Raw genomic sequence first — 13,729 nt, forward strand, 5'->3', positions numbered from 1 at the left:
GGGATTATCCCGACTGAACGGTCGTTGGGCAACGCCTATATGAACAACCTTTGCACTTAACTTACAGCGCGCCAACGAATAAGCCGATTTGAGTCAGAAATAAAACAGGTGATGGCCGCCTGTGCATCGCAATCAATGAGAACTCAACCGAAGCGGGCGTATTCCAAATCTGTTTAAAAAACGATCAGATGTGGCTGGACTGAATCAGATACTGATCAATACTTGAAATGTCGACGTGGCATCTCCCCCAAGTGACGCGTCGACCTGGGTACCGACGGACTGTGTGCCCTTGTTTTACTCCTAATGGTCTTAACCCGGATTCACCCCCCAGAACCCGGGTTTTTTTTGCCTGAAATTCAGTGGCCGAGGTGGGCCAGCGGGAACAGGCGCTTGAAGTTTTCGGTGGTCTGTTCGGCAAATCGCTCGTAGGACTCGCCCCGCAGCATCGCCAGGTAATCCGCCACATCCCGTACGTATTCCGGCAGGTTGGGCTTGCCGCGATGGGGAATCGGCGCCAGGTACGGCGAATCGGTTTCCACCAGCAGGCGGTCGGCCGGCACTTGGCGCGCCACATCCCGCAGGGCTTCGGCGTTGCGGAAGGTCACGATGCCCGACAGGGAGATGTAGAAACCCAGGTCAAGGGCGGCCTTGGCCATGTCCCAGTCTTCGGTGAAGCAATGCAGCACACCGGCCTGGGGCAATGCGGCTTCGCGCAGCAGGGTCAGGGTGTCGGCGCGGGCGCCACGGGTGTGGACGATCACCGGCTTGCCGGTTTGCTGGGCGGCTTGCAGGTGCAGGCGGAAGGAGGCCTGCTGCAACTCGGCGGCTTCCGGTTCGTAGTGGTAATCCAGGCCGGTCTCGCCGATGGCCACCACGCGCGGGTGATTGAGTTCGCCGAGCAGCCAGTCGAGGGCCGGGGCTTCGCCGGGCTTGAGGTCCAGCGGGTGAATGCCCACCGAGCAGTCGACGTCGGCATAACGATCGGCCAGGGCTTTGACGTCGGCGGCGTTTTGCGCGCTGACGCCGATGCACAGGAAGTGCCCTACTCCGCGCTGGCGCGCTGCTTCAAGGGCGGCATCGAGGGAACCGCCGTGCTGGGCCAGGTCGAGGCGATCAAGGTGGCAATGGGAATCTACGAGCATGGGCATCTACAACTTGAGTCACGGGAAGTGTCTGGCCAACGATACACCCGTCGGCCACTGAAATTAACGCCGGCCGAGCAAGCCGACCCACTGCACCAGCAGGGCCTCAAGCAACAACACACGGTTGAGGTTGGCCTTGCCGAGTACCTTCTGGCGTTGGGCGAGGATCCAGTCCTGAATGTTCAGGACCTTGTCCTGGGCGCTCTTCTGCGCCAGGTATTGCACGACTTTGCGCATGTCCGGAAGGCCCAGGCCGTTTTCGTCCTGGGTCAACTGGTAGCGCAGGATCAGGCTCGACCAGTCGCAGAACCAGTCGAACAGCAGCAGCAAGGGAATGTCTTTCCAGGCGGTCTCGGCCAGTTGCGTGGCCGAGACTTCCTGCTTGAGCAGCTTCTTCACACCGTCCACCACCAGCGCACGTTGTTCACGCACGCCCTGGGCCTGGAGCTTGACCGCCGCCAGGGGCGAACCCGCCGCCAGGGTCAGCAACTCGACACGCTCGGCCTCGCCGCACTCCGGCAACGCCTGGGCCAGCCACTGCAGGCTCATGGCTTCGCTGGGCAACGGGCAAGCCTGCTGCACGCAGCGGCTGCGGATGGTCGGCAGCAGGCGGCTGGACTGGTGGCTGACCAGCAGCAACACAGTATCGCCGGACGGCTCTTCCAGGCTCTTGAGCAAGGCGTTGGCGGCGTTGATGTTCATCGACTCTACCGGCTCGATGAGCACTACTTTGCGCCCGCCCATCTGCGCGGTCTGCACCACGAAACCGACCAGGTCACGCACCTGGTCGACCTTGATCGCCTTGTCGGCTTCTTCCGGTTCCAGCAGGTAGTTGTCCGGGTGGCTGCCGGCCTTGAGCAACATGCAGGATTTACATTCACCGCAGGCTTCGAGGCCGTTGGGCCGCTGGCACAACAAGCTGGCCATCAGCCGCTCGGCCAGTGCGCGCTTGCCGATGCCCGCCGGGCCGTGGAGCAAGTAGGCATGGGCGTGCTGGGCACGGCCTGCCAGTTGCTGCCAGAGGCTGTCCTGCCACGGGTAGGCTTCAGCCACGGACACGCTCCACGAGTTTCGGCAACAGGGCGTCAATCGCCTGTTGTACTTGAGTCAGGGGCTGCGCGGCATCCAGCAGGTAATACCGGGCAGGGTCGGCTTCAGCACGCTTGAGAAACGCACTGCGCACGGCCTCAAAAAAAACCTGGGTTTCCAGTTCGAAACGGTCCAGGCGGCCACGGGCAGAGGCGCGGGCCATGCCGACGTCCACCGGCAGATCGAACACCAGGGTCAGGTCGGGACGCAGGTCGCCCTGGACGAAGGTCTCCAGGGTCGCAATGCGCTCCAGGGACAAACCCCGGCCGCCGCCCTGATAGGCGTAGGTCGAATCGGTAAACCGGTCGCAAATCACCACCGCGCCACGGGCCAGGGCCGGGCGGATGACTTCGGCCAGGTGCTGGGCGCGGGCGGCGAACACCAGCAGCAGCTCGGTGTCGGGGTTCATCTGTTCGTCGCCCGGGGTCAGCAGCACTTCACGGATGCGCTCGGCCAGCGGCGTGCCGCCGGGCTCGCGGGTCAGCAGCACTTCGATACCTTCGGCGCGCAGGCGCTCGGCCAGGTATTCGCGGTTAGTGCTTTTGCCGGCGCCTTCCGGGCCTTCCAGGGTAATAAACAAGCCAGTCACAGGCAGTCCTTAGTCAGAGTCATTGCGGGCTTTGCGGTGCGGCGTCGTCGGGTGCGGGAGACGGCTCGGCGGGCGTATCCACGGGCGCGTCCGCAGGTTTTGCCGCCGGCGCGGGCGCCGGGCTGGAACGGTAATCGGCGCGACGCTTCATCTGGAACTCACGCACCGCGGCGTTATGCGCATCCAGGTTGTCCGAGAAAATATGGCTGCCGTCGCCACGGGCGACAAAATACAGGCTGCTCCCGGCCACCGGGTTCAGCGCGGCATGGATCGCCTCGCGCCCGACCATGGCAATCGGCGTCGGCGGCAGGCCGGCGATCACGTAGGTGTTGTAGGGCGTGGCTTCCTTGAGATGGGCGCGGGTCAGCTTGCCGGTATAGCGCTCGCCGAGGCCGTAGATCACCGTCGGGTCGGTTTGCAGCAGCATGCCGATCTGCATGCGCCGCACGAACACCCCGGCAATCTGGCCGCGCTCTTCCGGCACGCCGGTCTCTTTCTCCACCAGCGAGGCCATGATCAGCGCTTGATAGGGTTCGGTGTACGGTGCATCGGCCGCGCGTTTGCTCCACTCCTGGGCGAGGACATCGTCCAGACGGTTGTAGGATTTTTTCAGCAACTCGACATCGCTCATGCCACGCACGAAGCGGTAGGTGTCCGGGAAGAAGCGGCCTTCCGGGAACACGCCTGGGTGGCCGAGTTTTTCCATGACTTCGCTGTCCGTCAGGCCGGACAGGGTTTGCTCGATCTTTTCATGCTTGGCCAGGGCGGCGCGCACCTGGCGGAAGTTCCAGCCTTCCACCAGCGTGATGCTGTACTGCACCACTTCGCCACGTTGCCACAGGCCGATCAGGCCTTCGGCGGTGAGGCCCGGGGTCATGCGGTATTCGCCGCTGTGCAGCGGCTGGCCGTCGAGGTTGAAGCGCCAGTAGAGACGCAACCAGAACGCATCCTTGAGCACGCCGTCATTTTCCAGGCGATTGAAGGTGCCGGTGGGCGTCGCACCGGCCGGTACGTCCAGCAATTGCTCCTGGGTCAGGTTCAGGGGCTGTTCAAGGGCCGAGTTCAGCTTCCAGGCCGAAGCGCCCAGCAGCAAACCCGCCAGGACCAGACCGATCTCCAGCAGCAATACAAATTTACGTCTCAAATCAAATATCCAATAGTGCGCGAACAATGCCCTGCAGTTTACGGGTGAGCGGCCCAACCGGCCAGCTCATCGCAGCACATCCACGCACCGGCCAAATGCCATATACGCTGTTGCACACAAAGACTTCGTCGGCCTGTTGCAGCTGCTCAAGGCTGATATCGGCCACGCTCGTCGGGATGCCCAACGCCTGCGCCTGGGCCAACACCTCGGCCCGCATGACGCCGGCGACACCGCAGCGATTCAGATCAGCGGTCAGCAACACGCCGTCACGCACCAGGAACAGGTTGCTGAACACGCCTTCGATGACCTGGCCGGACATATCCAGCATCAAACCTTCGGCGTGCTCGGCATCCTTCCACTCGGCGCGGGCGAACACCTGTTCCAGGCGATTGAGGTGCTTGAGGCCGGCGAGCAACGGCTGCTCGGACAAACGGGTGGTACACGCAAACAAGCGAATGCCTGAGGCTGCATGTTCCGGGGGATAAATGGCAGATGGACTGCCTTGCAGAATGCGCCGCGCGGGAGCGCCAGCGCTGATGCCATAACCGCGCTGGCTGTCGCCACGGGTCAGGATCAACTTGAGTACACCGTCACCGAGGGCGGCGGCATAGGCCAGCAATTCGCTGCGGATCAATGGCTGATCCGCAACAATCGCCAACCGCCTGCAACCCTCTTCAAGGCGCCGCAGGTGGCGGTCGAGCAGCACGGGCTGCCCGGCCTTGACGGCAATGGTCTCGAACAACCCATCACCGTACGCCAGGCCACGGTCTTTCAGGGGCACTGCGCCCGCCGGCTGACCGTCGACCCAGCTCTCCATCACTCGGCGAACCGGCGGAACACCAGGGAACCGTTGGTACCACCGAAACCGAACGAGTTGGACAGCACCACGTCGATCGGCATCTTCTGCGCTTCGTGCGGCACGAAGTTCAGGTCGCAGCCTGCATCCGGCTCATCGAGGTTGATGGTCGGCGGAGCGACCTGATCCTTGATGGCCAGCACGCTGAAGATCGCCTCGACCGCGCCCGCCGCGCCCAACAGGTGGCCGGTCATGGACTTGGTGGAGCTGACCGCCAGCTTGTAGGCGTGCTCGCCGAACACCGACTTGATGGCCTCGGCTTCCGCCAGGTCACCTGTCGGCGTAGAAGTGCCGTGGGCGTTGATGTACTGCACCTGGTCGATGTTGACCTTGGCATCACGCAACGCGTTGGTAATGCAACGTGCCGCACCGGCGCCGTCCGACGGCGGCGAGGTCATGTGGTAGGCATCACCGCTCATGCCGAAACCAATCAGCTCGGCGTAGATGGTGGCGCCACGGGCTTTCGCGTGTTCCAGCTCTTCGAGTACCAGCGCACCGGCACCGTCGGCCAGCACAAAGCCGTCACGGCCCTTGTCCCAGGGACGGCTGGCACGGGTCGGCTCGTCATTGCGGGTCGACAGTGCGCGGGACGCGCCGAAGCCGCCCATGCCCAGTCCACAGGCGGCCATCTCGGCGCCGCCGGCGATCATCACGTCGGCTTCGTCATAGGCGATGTTGCGCGCCGCCATGCCGATGCAGTGAGTACCCGTGGTGCACGCCGTGGAAATGGCGTAGTTAGGCCCCTGGGCACCCAAGTGGATGGACAGGAAACCGGAAATCATATTGATGATCGAACCAGGCACGAAGAATGGTGAAATTCGACGAGGGCCGGAATCGTGCAACGTGCGGCTGGTTTCTTCGATATTGGTCAGACCGCCAATACCCGAACCCATGGCCACGCCGATGCGCTCACGGTTGGCGTCGGTAACTTCCAGGCCGGCATTACGCACCGCCTGAAAACCGGCTGCCAGGCCGTATTGAATGAACAGGTCGAGTTTGCGGGACTCTTTGACCGAGAGATATTCCTCGACATTGAAGTCCTTTACCGAGCCGCCAAAACGGGTGGAATAGGCAGAAAGGTCCGTGTGTTCGATCAGACCAATACCACTGCGGCCAGCCAGAATGCCCTGCCAACTGCTCGGCACATCCGTACCCAGTGGCGACAACATACCCATACCGGTGACTACGACGCGTCTACGCGACACAGCACTCTCCTTTTTCTAATGACGACACTTTGCATCAGGCTTAAAGGAAAAAACCGCACGCCATAGGGCAGTGCGGTTTTTCCATCACAGCAAGCGACGATTACAAACTATTACGCCTGGTGGCTAGTAACGTAGTCGATAGCAGCTTGAACGGTAGTGATTTTTTCAGCTTCTTCGTCCGGGATTTCGGTCTCGAATTCCTCTTCCAGAGCCATCACCAGCTCAACGGTGTCAAGGGAGTCGGCACCCAGGTCTTCAACGAAGGAAGCAGTGTTTACCACTTCTTCTTCTTTAACGCCCAGTTGCTCAGCAACGATTTTCTTGACGCGCTCTTCGATGGTGCTCATACCTTGTTTTCACTCCTAATGGACAAATTCAGGCAGCTGGCCAGTGGGTAAGTGTATAGAAAGGCTTTTCAGCTTTTCAACTGAAAGCTTCACCCTCGTACCCTATCGGCCATCTGCCTATAAATAGATTGCAGCTTTATAACGGATTTTAGACAGCTCGTATGACATTTTTTTGAAGCGATCCGTCACAATTTAACTCATGTACATCCCGCCGTTCACCGGGATTGTAGCCCCAGTCACGTATGCCGCACCGTCGGATGCCAGGAAAGCGACCACATTCGCGATCTCTTGAGCCTGGCCCAGACGGCCCAGCGGAATCTGCGTCAGCAACGCTTCACGCTGCGCTTCAGGCAGTTCGCGGGTCATATCGGTGTCGATGAACCCTGGGGCCACCGAGTTGACCGTAATCGACCGCGAGCCCACTTCACGCGCCAGTGCACGGCTGAAACCTTCCAGACCGGCCTTGGCGGCTGCGTAGTTTACTTGGCCTGCGTTGCCCATGGCACCCACTACGGAGCCAATATTGATAATTCGACCCCAACGAGCCTTGGTCATGCCGCGCAAAACACCCTTGGACAGGCGAAACAGACTGTTCAGGTTGGTATCCACGACGTCATGCCACTCGTCGTCTTTCATGCGCATCATCAGGTTATCGCGGGTAATACCGGCGTTGTTCACCAGAATAGCCGGTGCACCGAATTGCGCTGTGATTTCAGCCAACACGGCGGCCACGGACTCATCGCTGGTCACGTTAAGCTCAAGACCGGTGCCCTGAACGCCGTTTTCCTTCAACGTCGCAGCAATGCGCTCAGCGCCGGCGGCGGAGGTGGCGGTACCGATGACCACAGCGCCCAGACGGCCCAGCTCCAGGGCGATCGCCTGGCCAATGCCACGGCTAGCGCCGGTAACCAGTGCAACTTTACCTTGCAGACTCATGCAGGCTTCTCCTAGGTTCGGAAATTATCAGGCCAGGGCTGCGCGAGCGGCAGCGAAGGCATCCGGGGTATTGAGGTTGGAAGTCGCCACGCCTTCGGCGCAACGCTTGTTCAGGCCGGCCAGGACTTTGCCCGGGCCGCACTCTACCAATTGAGTGGCGCCATTGGCGGCCAGGGTCTGCACCGACTCAACCCAGCGAACCGGCTTGTACAGCTGCTCCAGCAGGTCGCGCTTGAGGGTTTCCAGGTCGGGAGCCACGGCGGCGCTGACGTTCTGCACCAGCGGAATCTGCGGCGCCTGCCAGTTGATGGCGGCGACGGACTCGGCGAAACGCTCGGCAGCCGGGCGCATCAGTTCGCAGTGGGACGGCACGCTGACCGGCAGCGGCAATGCACGCTTGGCGCCACGGGCCTTGCAGCCTTCGATGGCGCGCTCTACAGCGGCCTTGGCACCGGCGATCACCACCTGACCAGGGGAGTTGAAGTTCACGGCGCTGACCACTTCACCCTGGGCCGCTTCGGCACAGGCAGCAATCACGTCAGCATCTTCCAGGCCAAGAATAGCAGCCATGCCGCCCTGCCCGGCCGGAACCGCTTCCTGCATCAACTGGCCACGACGCTCGACCAGCCTGACCGCTTCACCGAGGGTCAGGCTGCCAGCGGCCACCAGGGCGCTGTATTCGCCCAGGCTATGACCGGCGACGTAGGCCGGACGCGCACCGCCTTCAGCCAGCCACAGGCGCCACAGGGCGATGGAGGCGGTCAGGATGGCCGGTTGGGTCTTGTCGGTTTGGTTGAGCAGCTCTTCCGGCCCTTGCTGGGTCAGTGCCCACAGGTCGTAACCCAAGGCATCGGAAGCTTCCTTGAAAGTTTCCAGTACAAGCGGATGTTCCGCGCCCAGCTCGGCCAACATGCCGAGGGACTGCGAACCCTGCCCTGGAAAGACGAATGCGAGGGATGTAGACATGTAACAAGCCCCTAATGATCTGGTCGTCAAAAAATGGCGCCCCACAATTGGGAGCACAAGAAACTGACAGATTGGATGGTCAATTGAACTGGCCGGTCACATTTAAGCATTTCCGGCCCGATTCGCCTAAGGCAACAGATCCTCAAGGCGCCCGTGCAAGCGTTGCGGCAGGTTTTCCTGGATCTCGATCAAGGCGCGCTGGATGGCGCTTTGAAAACCCTGCACCCCTGCCGAGCCGTGACTTTTCACCACAATACCCTGCAACCCCAGGAAACTCGCGCCATTATGCCGCGCCGGTGCCAGGTCAGCCTGCAAGCGCCGCATCAAGGGCAACGCCAAAGCGCCCACCAGCCGCGAAGCCAGGTTGCGCTTGAACAAGGCCTCGATGCGCCCGGCAATCATGGTCGCCAGGCCTTCGCTGGATTTGAGCAGGATATTGCCCACAAACCCGTCGCACACCACGACGTCCGCTTCGCCGCGGTACAAACCGTCACCCTCGACAAAACCGATGTAGTTCAAGCCGCGCGCGCTTTGCAACAACGTCGCTGCCAGCTTGACCTGCTGGTTGCCCTTGATGTCTTCGGTGCCGATATTCAGCAAGGCCACCCGTGGCCGGGCCACACCGAGCGCTTCGGCTGCCACCGAGCCCATCAGGGCAAAGTGCAGCAGGTGCTCGGCACTGCAATCGACGTTCGCCCCCAGGTCCAGCAACTGGCAGTAGCCCTGCTGGGTCGGGATCGCCGCAACCATCGCCGGCCGATCAATTCCCGGCAGGGTTTTCAGCACATGCCGGGACAACGCCATCAACGCCCCGGTGTTGCCGGCACTGACACAGGCCTGGGCCTTGCCGTCGCGCACCAGCTCCAGGGCCACCCGCATCGAAGAATCGGGCTTGCCGCGCAAGGCCTGGGCAGGCTTTTCATCCATGGTGATGGCTTCGCTGGCCGGAGTAATCGTCAGGCGCGCGCGATCCACCGCCGGATGGCTGGCAATCAGTTCTTCAAGTAAGGAGGGTTGACCGACGAGGGTCAGGTGCAGCGAGGGCGTGGCAGACAGGCAAGCAATGCAGGCCTGAACAATGCTGCGGGGACCGAAGTCCCCGCCCATTGCGTCAATCGCGATGACTTGAGCAGACAAGTGATTACTCGTCAGCGCCCTTGTCGATCACTTTACGGCCACGGTATACGCCTTCTGGCGATACGTGGTGACGCAGGTGAACTTCACCGGTGGTTTTTTCTACAGACAGAGTGCTTGCCGTCAGGGCGTCGTGGGAACGACGCATGTCACGGGCAGAGCGGGATTTTTTGTTCTGCTGAACAGCCATAATTGATTAACTCCTAAACGTTTGGGTCACGCTTTAACTGCGCCAATACACTGAACGGGTTGGACCGCGTTACCTCGTCCTCGCTCGGTTCGGGCTCATCGAGACCCGCCGGCTGCTGGCATTCTTCCGGATGATGAGCAGGCACAATGGGCAAGGCGAGCAAAAGCTCCTCCTCGATCAGTGACTGCAGATCCAAAGGATCTTCGCCCAGTTCCAGCACGTCATAACCTTTCGGCAACGACTGGGTATTCGCACCCTCTTTCACCACAGCATAACTGCATTCGCTGTGGATCGGCAGGGTGACCAGCTCAAGACAACGCTGGCAAACCATTTTGACTTCGGTGTCGATAAAGCTGTGGATTACCACAGACTTACGTTCATCTCGTTCAAAAATGAATTTAGCCTGCACCGTACCGACAGTGTCGGAAAGCGGGTCGCAGAGTCTCTCCAAATCGGCCAGCAGCACTTCACCTTGAAGGGTAGTGCCACGATCAGCCAATTTGCGCGGGTCAACGTGAGGTGGAATCGGGTCATTCAACATAGGCGCAGCATTATAGGGATGCACCCGCCCATGTCAAAGGAAATTCAGCCCTGTCCGTCGCGGGGCCTCCCCGCTAGAATCCGCGACTGCCTTGAGGAGACGCCCATGCTGCCTTTATTACTCGCTTCCAGCTCGGTTTATCGCCGGGAATTGCTGAATCGTCTGCACCTGCCGTTTATCTGCAGCTCGCCGGATATCGACGAAAGCCGCCGCCCGGACGAGTCCGCCGTGGAACTGGTCAAGCGCCTCGCCGAAGAAAAAGCTCGCGCCCTGGCCGGCAGTCATCCGGGGCACCTGATTATCGGCTCGGACCAGGTCGCCGCGCTCGACGGCCAGATCATCGGCAAGCCCCACACCTTCGAGAAGGCCCGTGAGCAACTGCTGGCGGCGAGTGGCAAGCGCGTCAGCTTCCTCACCGGGCTGGCACTGCTGAACAGTGACACCGGGCACTGCCAGGTCGACTGCATCCCCTTCACCGTACACATGCGCACACTGGACGCAGCGCGCATCGAGCGCTACCTGCGCATCGAGCAGCCCTACGACTGCGCTGGCAGCTTCAAGGCCGAAGGCCTGGGGGTGAGCCTGTTTCAAAGCACCGAAGGCCCGGACGCTACCAGCCTGGTCGGCCTGCCATTGATTCGACTGGTGGACATGCTGCTGGCCGAAGGCGTGCAGATTCCCTGAGAACACCACAAAACAAATGTGGGAGCTGGCTTGCCTGAGATGCAGACACCTCGGTCCATCAGTCGCACCGAGGTGATGCTATCGCAGGCAAGCCAGCTCCCACATTTTGAACCGTGCTGCGTTGAGGTCTCAGCGCAGGGTCGGCCCCTGGAAGCCCATGTACAGCGCCAGCTTTTCAGCCACGCTGGCACCCAGCTTCTTGGAGAAACGGTCAAATGGCGATTCCTGAACCGTGAAGTCCACCAGTTCTTTCTCGCCAATCACATCCCGCGCCACCGAACTGGCACTGCCCAGGCCATCGATCAAGCCCAGCGGCAGCGCCTGCTCGCCAGACCAGACCAGACCGGAGAACAACTCCGGATGCTCTTTATCCTTGAGCCGGTCACCGCGCCCTTGCTTGACGCTGGCAATGAACTGCCGATGAGTGGTATCCAGCACGCCCTGCCAGAACTGGGTTTCATCCGCCTTTTGCGGCTGGAACGGATCCAGGAACGACTTGTGCTCGCCGGACGTATAGGTACGGCGTTCAACCCCCAACTTCTCCATGGTGCCGACAAAGCCGTAACCGGCCGCCGTCACACCAATGGAACCCACCAGGCTGGCCTTGTCGGCGTAGATCTGGTCGGCCGCGCTGGCGATGTAATAGGCACCCGAGGCACCCAGGTCGGAAATCACTGCATACAGCTTGATGTCCGGGTGCAAGGCGCGCAGGCGGCGAATCTCGTCATACACATAACCCGACTGCACCGGACTGCCACCCGGGCTGTTGATGCGCAGGATAACGGCCTTGACCTTGGAGTCTTCGAAAGCGGCCCGCAAACTGCTGACAATATTGTCGGCACTGGCGGACTCCTTGTCGGCAATCACCCCGCGCACTTCGATCAACGCCGTGTAGTTACCGCTACGGGTGGCGCTCTTTTCCATGTCCATCAGCGGACTGAACAACGCCAGCATGCCCAGCAGGTAAATAAAGGTCAGAAGCTTGAAAAAGATCCCCCAACGCCGGGAGCGACGCTGTTCCTGCACACTGGCCAGCAGGGTCTTCTCCAGCAACTTCCAGCTTCTGTCATCGCCATTGTTATCGGCATTGGCCTTCTCAGGCGCTTTCCACTCGTCGGTCATGCCATCTACCCCAGCAAAGACTTAATGGGCCCGGCTCAGCCAGGCCTGCAATTCAGAAAAACGGTCAATCGTCAGTCTCGGCTCGTACGCCTGCAATGCCTCGGCAGACTGGGCGCCGTAGCTGACCGCCACGGAGTCCATGCCAGCATTACGCGCCATCATCAGGTCGAACGACGCATCCCCCACCATCAGCGCCTGCCGAGGCGACACGCCACATTGAGCAAGGATCTGTTCGAGCATCAGAGGATGGGGTTTGCTGGCGGTTTCATCCGCTGCACGGGTCGCGTCGAAATAATCTTCCCAACCATGCGCCTTGAGCACCCGATCCAGGCCGCGACGGGCCTTGCCGGTGGCCACTGCCAGGTGATAGCCGTCGGCGCGAAACGCTTCCATGGCCTGGGCTACGCCTTCAAACAGCGGTGAAGGCTGGGCATCCAGAGCCATGTAGTGATCGGCATAGTGCTGACGAAAGGCTATCAGCTCGTCGTCGCCGATCTCCGGATACAGGGTGCGGATCGCTTCCGGCAGGCCCAGGCCGATAATGCCCTTGACCGCCAGGTCGTCGCACAACGCGTAACCGGAACGGGTCGACGCAGCGTGCATCGACTCGACAATCCGACCAATGGAATTACACAACGTGCCGTCCCAATCAAAGATCAGCAGCTTGTAGTCAAGGTGCGACACTCAGGCGCTCCACGGTCTTGGCCCACATCTCATCGACAGGCGCTTGCAGCTTCAATTCGCCGCCATCGGGCAGCGGCACGGTGAGCATGTAGGCGTGCAGGAACAGGCGCTTGCCACCCAGATCGCGAATTTCCTTGGAGAAATCCTCGTCGCCGTATTTGGTGTCGCCAGCAATGCAGTGGCCCGCGTGCAGGGTGTGCACCCGAATCTGGTGGGTACGGCCGGTGACCGGCTTGGCCTCGACCATGGTGGCGAAGTCACCAAAGCGGCGCAGTACCTTGAACAGGGTCAGCGCCTCCTTGCCCTCCTCGTCTACCTCGACCATGCGTTCGCCGGAACGCAGGTTGCTCTTCTGCAACGGCGCGCGGACGCTCTTGATCGAGGTTGCCCAGTTGCCGCGCACCAGCGCCATGTAGCGCTTGTCCACGCCATCGCCGCGCAGGGCGGCATGCAGGTGGCGCAACATGCTGCGCTTCTTGGCGATCATCAGCAGGCCGGAGGTGTCGCGGTCCAGACGGTGGACCAGCTCCAGCTCCTTGGCATCCGGGCGCAACTGACGAAAGGCTTCGATCACCCCGTAGTTGAGGCCACTGCCGCCGTGAACGGCGATGCCGCAAGGCTTGTTGATCACGATCAGCGCCTTGTCTTCAAAGACAATCGACGCTTCAAGGCGTTGCAACAGGCCCTGGGCCAGAGGGACCGGTTCATCCCGCTCAGGCACCCGCACCGGCGGCACACGGACGATGTCGCCCGCCTGCAGCTTGTACTCGGGCTTGATCCGGCCCTTGTTCACGCGCACTTCGCCTTTACGCAAAATGCGGTAAATCAAGGTCTTGGGCACGCCTTTGAGCCTGGCAAGAAGAAAGTTGTCGATGCGTTGGCCGGCATATTCCGGCGAGACCTCAAGCAGCTGGACGCTGGGGGTCTGGGGGGCGGTAGTCGTCATGGCGGCGATGATAACAATTTTTTATGGAATTGAAGCACTTAATCATTGCTGCTATAGTCGCGAACGCCGCCAAAAGCGGCCTGGACAGAGGACTAGCGGCAAACTGCCGGCCCTGACCATCGCAATTCATCAGGACGCGAGGCCGTCCTACGGG

At 61.1% G+C, this 13,729-nt stretch carries 16 protein-coding genes; 1 reads left to right on the plus strand and 15 read right to left on the minus strand.

The window, feature by feature from the left end:
• Positions 1–356 precede the first annotated feature (356 nt).
• The 12 genes from V3W39_RS12125 to V3W39_RS12180 form a co-directional block, all read right to left on the minus strand.
• On the minus strand, positions 357–1,142 hold the full coding sequence (locus V3W39_RS12125; RefSeq protein WP_330212682.1) for a TatD family hydrolase: 786 nt from the start codon (positions 1,140–1,142) through the stop codon (positions 357–359).
• A gap of 63 nt (positions 1,143–1,205) precedes the next feature.
• Complete coding sequence (locus tag V3W39_RS12130) at positions 1,206–2,195, minus strand: DNA polymerase III subunit delta' (protein WP_294736653.1); 990 nt, start codon at positions 2,193–2,195, stop codon at positions 1,206–1,208.
• Positions 2,188–2,820 carry a dTMP kinase gene (tmk, locus tag V3W39_RS12135; protein WP_177042966.1) on the minus strand — a complete coding sequence of 211 codons (633 nt, stop codon included), beginning with the start codon at positions 2,818–2,820 and terminating at the stop codon, positions 2,188–2,190. Before tmk ends, V3W39_RS12130 begins: the two co-directional genes overlap by 8 nt.
• Positions 2,821–2,839: 19 nt before the next feature.
• Positions 2,840–3,964 (minus strand): endolytic transglycosylase MltG, encoded by a 1,125-nt coding sequence (gene mltG / locus V3W39_RS12140; RefSeq protein ID WP_259195995.1) that lies wholly within the window; start codon positions 3,962–3,964, stop codon positions 2,840–2,842.
• Between the two features lies 1 nt (position 3,965).
• Positions 3,966–4,781, minus strand: coding sequence for an aminodeoxychorismate lyase (pabC, locus tag V3W39_RS12145; RefSeq protein WP_330212683.1), 816 nt, complete (start codon positions 4,779–4,781; stop codon positions 3,966–3,968).
• On the minus strand, positions 4,781–6,025 hold the full coding sequence (gene fabF, locus V3W39_RS12150; protein WP_010165889.1) for a beta-ketoacyl-ACP synthase II: 1,245 nt from the start codon (positions 6,023–6,025) through the stop codon (positions 4,781–4,783). Before fabF ends, pabC begins: the two co-directional genes overlap by 1 nt.
• Positions 6,026–6,135: 110 nt before the next feature.
• Positions 6,136–6,372: an acyl carrier protein gene (gene acpP / locus V3W39_RS12155; protein WP_003175607.1), complete on the minus strand. Its 237-nt coding sequence runs from the start codon at positions 6,370–6,372 to the stop codon at positions 6,136–6,138.
• A gap of 192 nt (positions 6,373–6,564) precedes the next feature.
• The gene (gene fabG, locus V3W39_RS12160; RefSeq protein ID WP_004371297.1) at positions 6,565–7,308 is read right to left on the minus strand and encodes a 3-oxoacyl-ACP reductase FabG; all 744 of its coding nucleotides are present in this window, start codon (positions 7,306–7,308) and stop codon (positions 6,565–6,567) included.
• 27 nt (positions 7,309–7,335) lie between these two features.
• The gene (gene fabD / locus V3W39_RS12165; RefSeq protein ID WP_177120738.1) at positions 7,336–8,274 is read right to left on the minus strand and encodes an ACP S-malonyltransferase; all 939 of its coding nucleotides are present in this window, start codon (positions 8,272–8,274) and stop codon (positions 7,336–7,338) included.
• Between the two features lie 126 nt (positions 8,275–8,400).
• A complete protein-coding gene (plsX, locus tag V3W39_RS12170) occupies positions 8,401–9,411 on the minus strand; it encodes a phosphate acyltransferase PlsX (RefSeq protein ID WP_177077350.1) in 1,011 nt (336 codons plus the stop codon).
• Between the two features lie 4 nt (positions 9,412–9,415).
• Entirely contained in the window at positions 9,416–9,598 is a 183-nt protein-coding gene (rpmF, locus tag V3W39_RS12175) for a 50S ribosomal protein L32 (protein WP_004371305.1), read from the minus strand.
• Between the two features lie 13 nt (positions 9,599–9,611).
• Positions 9,612–10,139 carry a YceD family protein gene (locus V3W39_RS12180; protein ID WP_076015069.1) on the minus strand — a complete coding sequence of 176 codons (528 nt, stop codon included), beginning with the start codon at positions 10,137–10,139 and terminating at the stop codon, positions 9,612–9,614.
• A gap of 105 nt (positions 10,140–10,244) precedes the next feature.
• On the opposite strand from V3W39_RS12180, the gene V3W39_RS12185 reads away from it, so the two are divergent.
• The gene (locus V3W39_RS12185; RefSeq protein WP_177042961.1) at positions 10,245–10,823 is read left to right on the plus strand and encodes a Maf family protein; all 579 of its coding nucleotides are present in this window, start codon (positions 10,245–10,247) and stop codon (positions 10,821–10,823) included.
• Between the two features lie 129 nt (positions 10,824–10,952).
• Here V3W39_RS12185 and V3W39_RS12190 read toward each other — a convergent pair whose 3' ends face one another.
• Genes V3W39_RS12190 through rluC form a run of 3 tightly spaced genes read right to left on the minus strand, consistent with a single transcriptional unit; the run spans position 10,953 to position 13,575 of the window.
• Entirely contained in the window at positions 10,953–11,945 is a 993-nt protein-coding gene (locus tag V3W39_RS12190; protein WP_177042960.1) for a S49 family peptidase, read from the minus strand.
• A gap of 21 nt (positions 11,946–11,966) precedes the next feature.
• On the minus strand, positions 11,967–12,629 hold the full coding sequence (locus tag V3W39_RS12195) for an HAD-IA family hydrolase (protein ID WP_330212684.1): 663 nt from the start codon (positions 12,627–12,629) through the stop codon (positions 11,967–11,969).
• Positions 12,616–13,575 (minus strand): 23S rRNA pseudouridine(955/2504/2580) synthase RluC, encoded by a 960-nt coding sequence (rluC, locus tag V3W39_RS12200; protein WP_004371325.1) that lies wholly within the window; start codon positions 13,573–13,575, stop codon positions 12,616–12,618. Before rluC ends, V3W39_RS12195 begins: the two co-directional genes overlap by 14 nt.
• Positions 13,576–13,729: the final 154 nt, after the last annotated feature.

The sequence above is a fragment of the Pseudomonas sp. Z18(2022) genome, assembly GCF_036346535.1.
GTDB lineage: Bacteria > Pseudomonadota > Gammaproteobacteria > Pseudomonadales > Pseudomonadaceae > Aquipseudomonas > Aquipseudomonas yamanorum_A.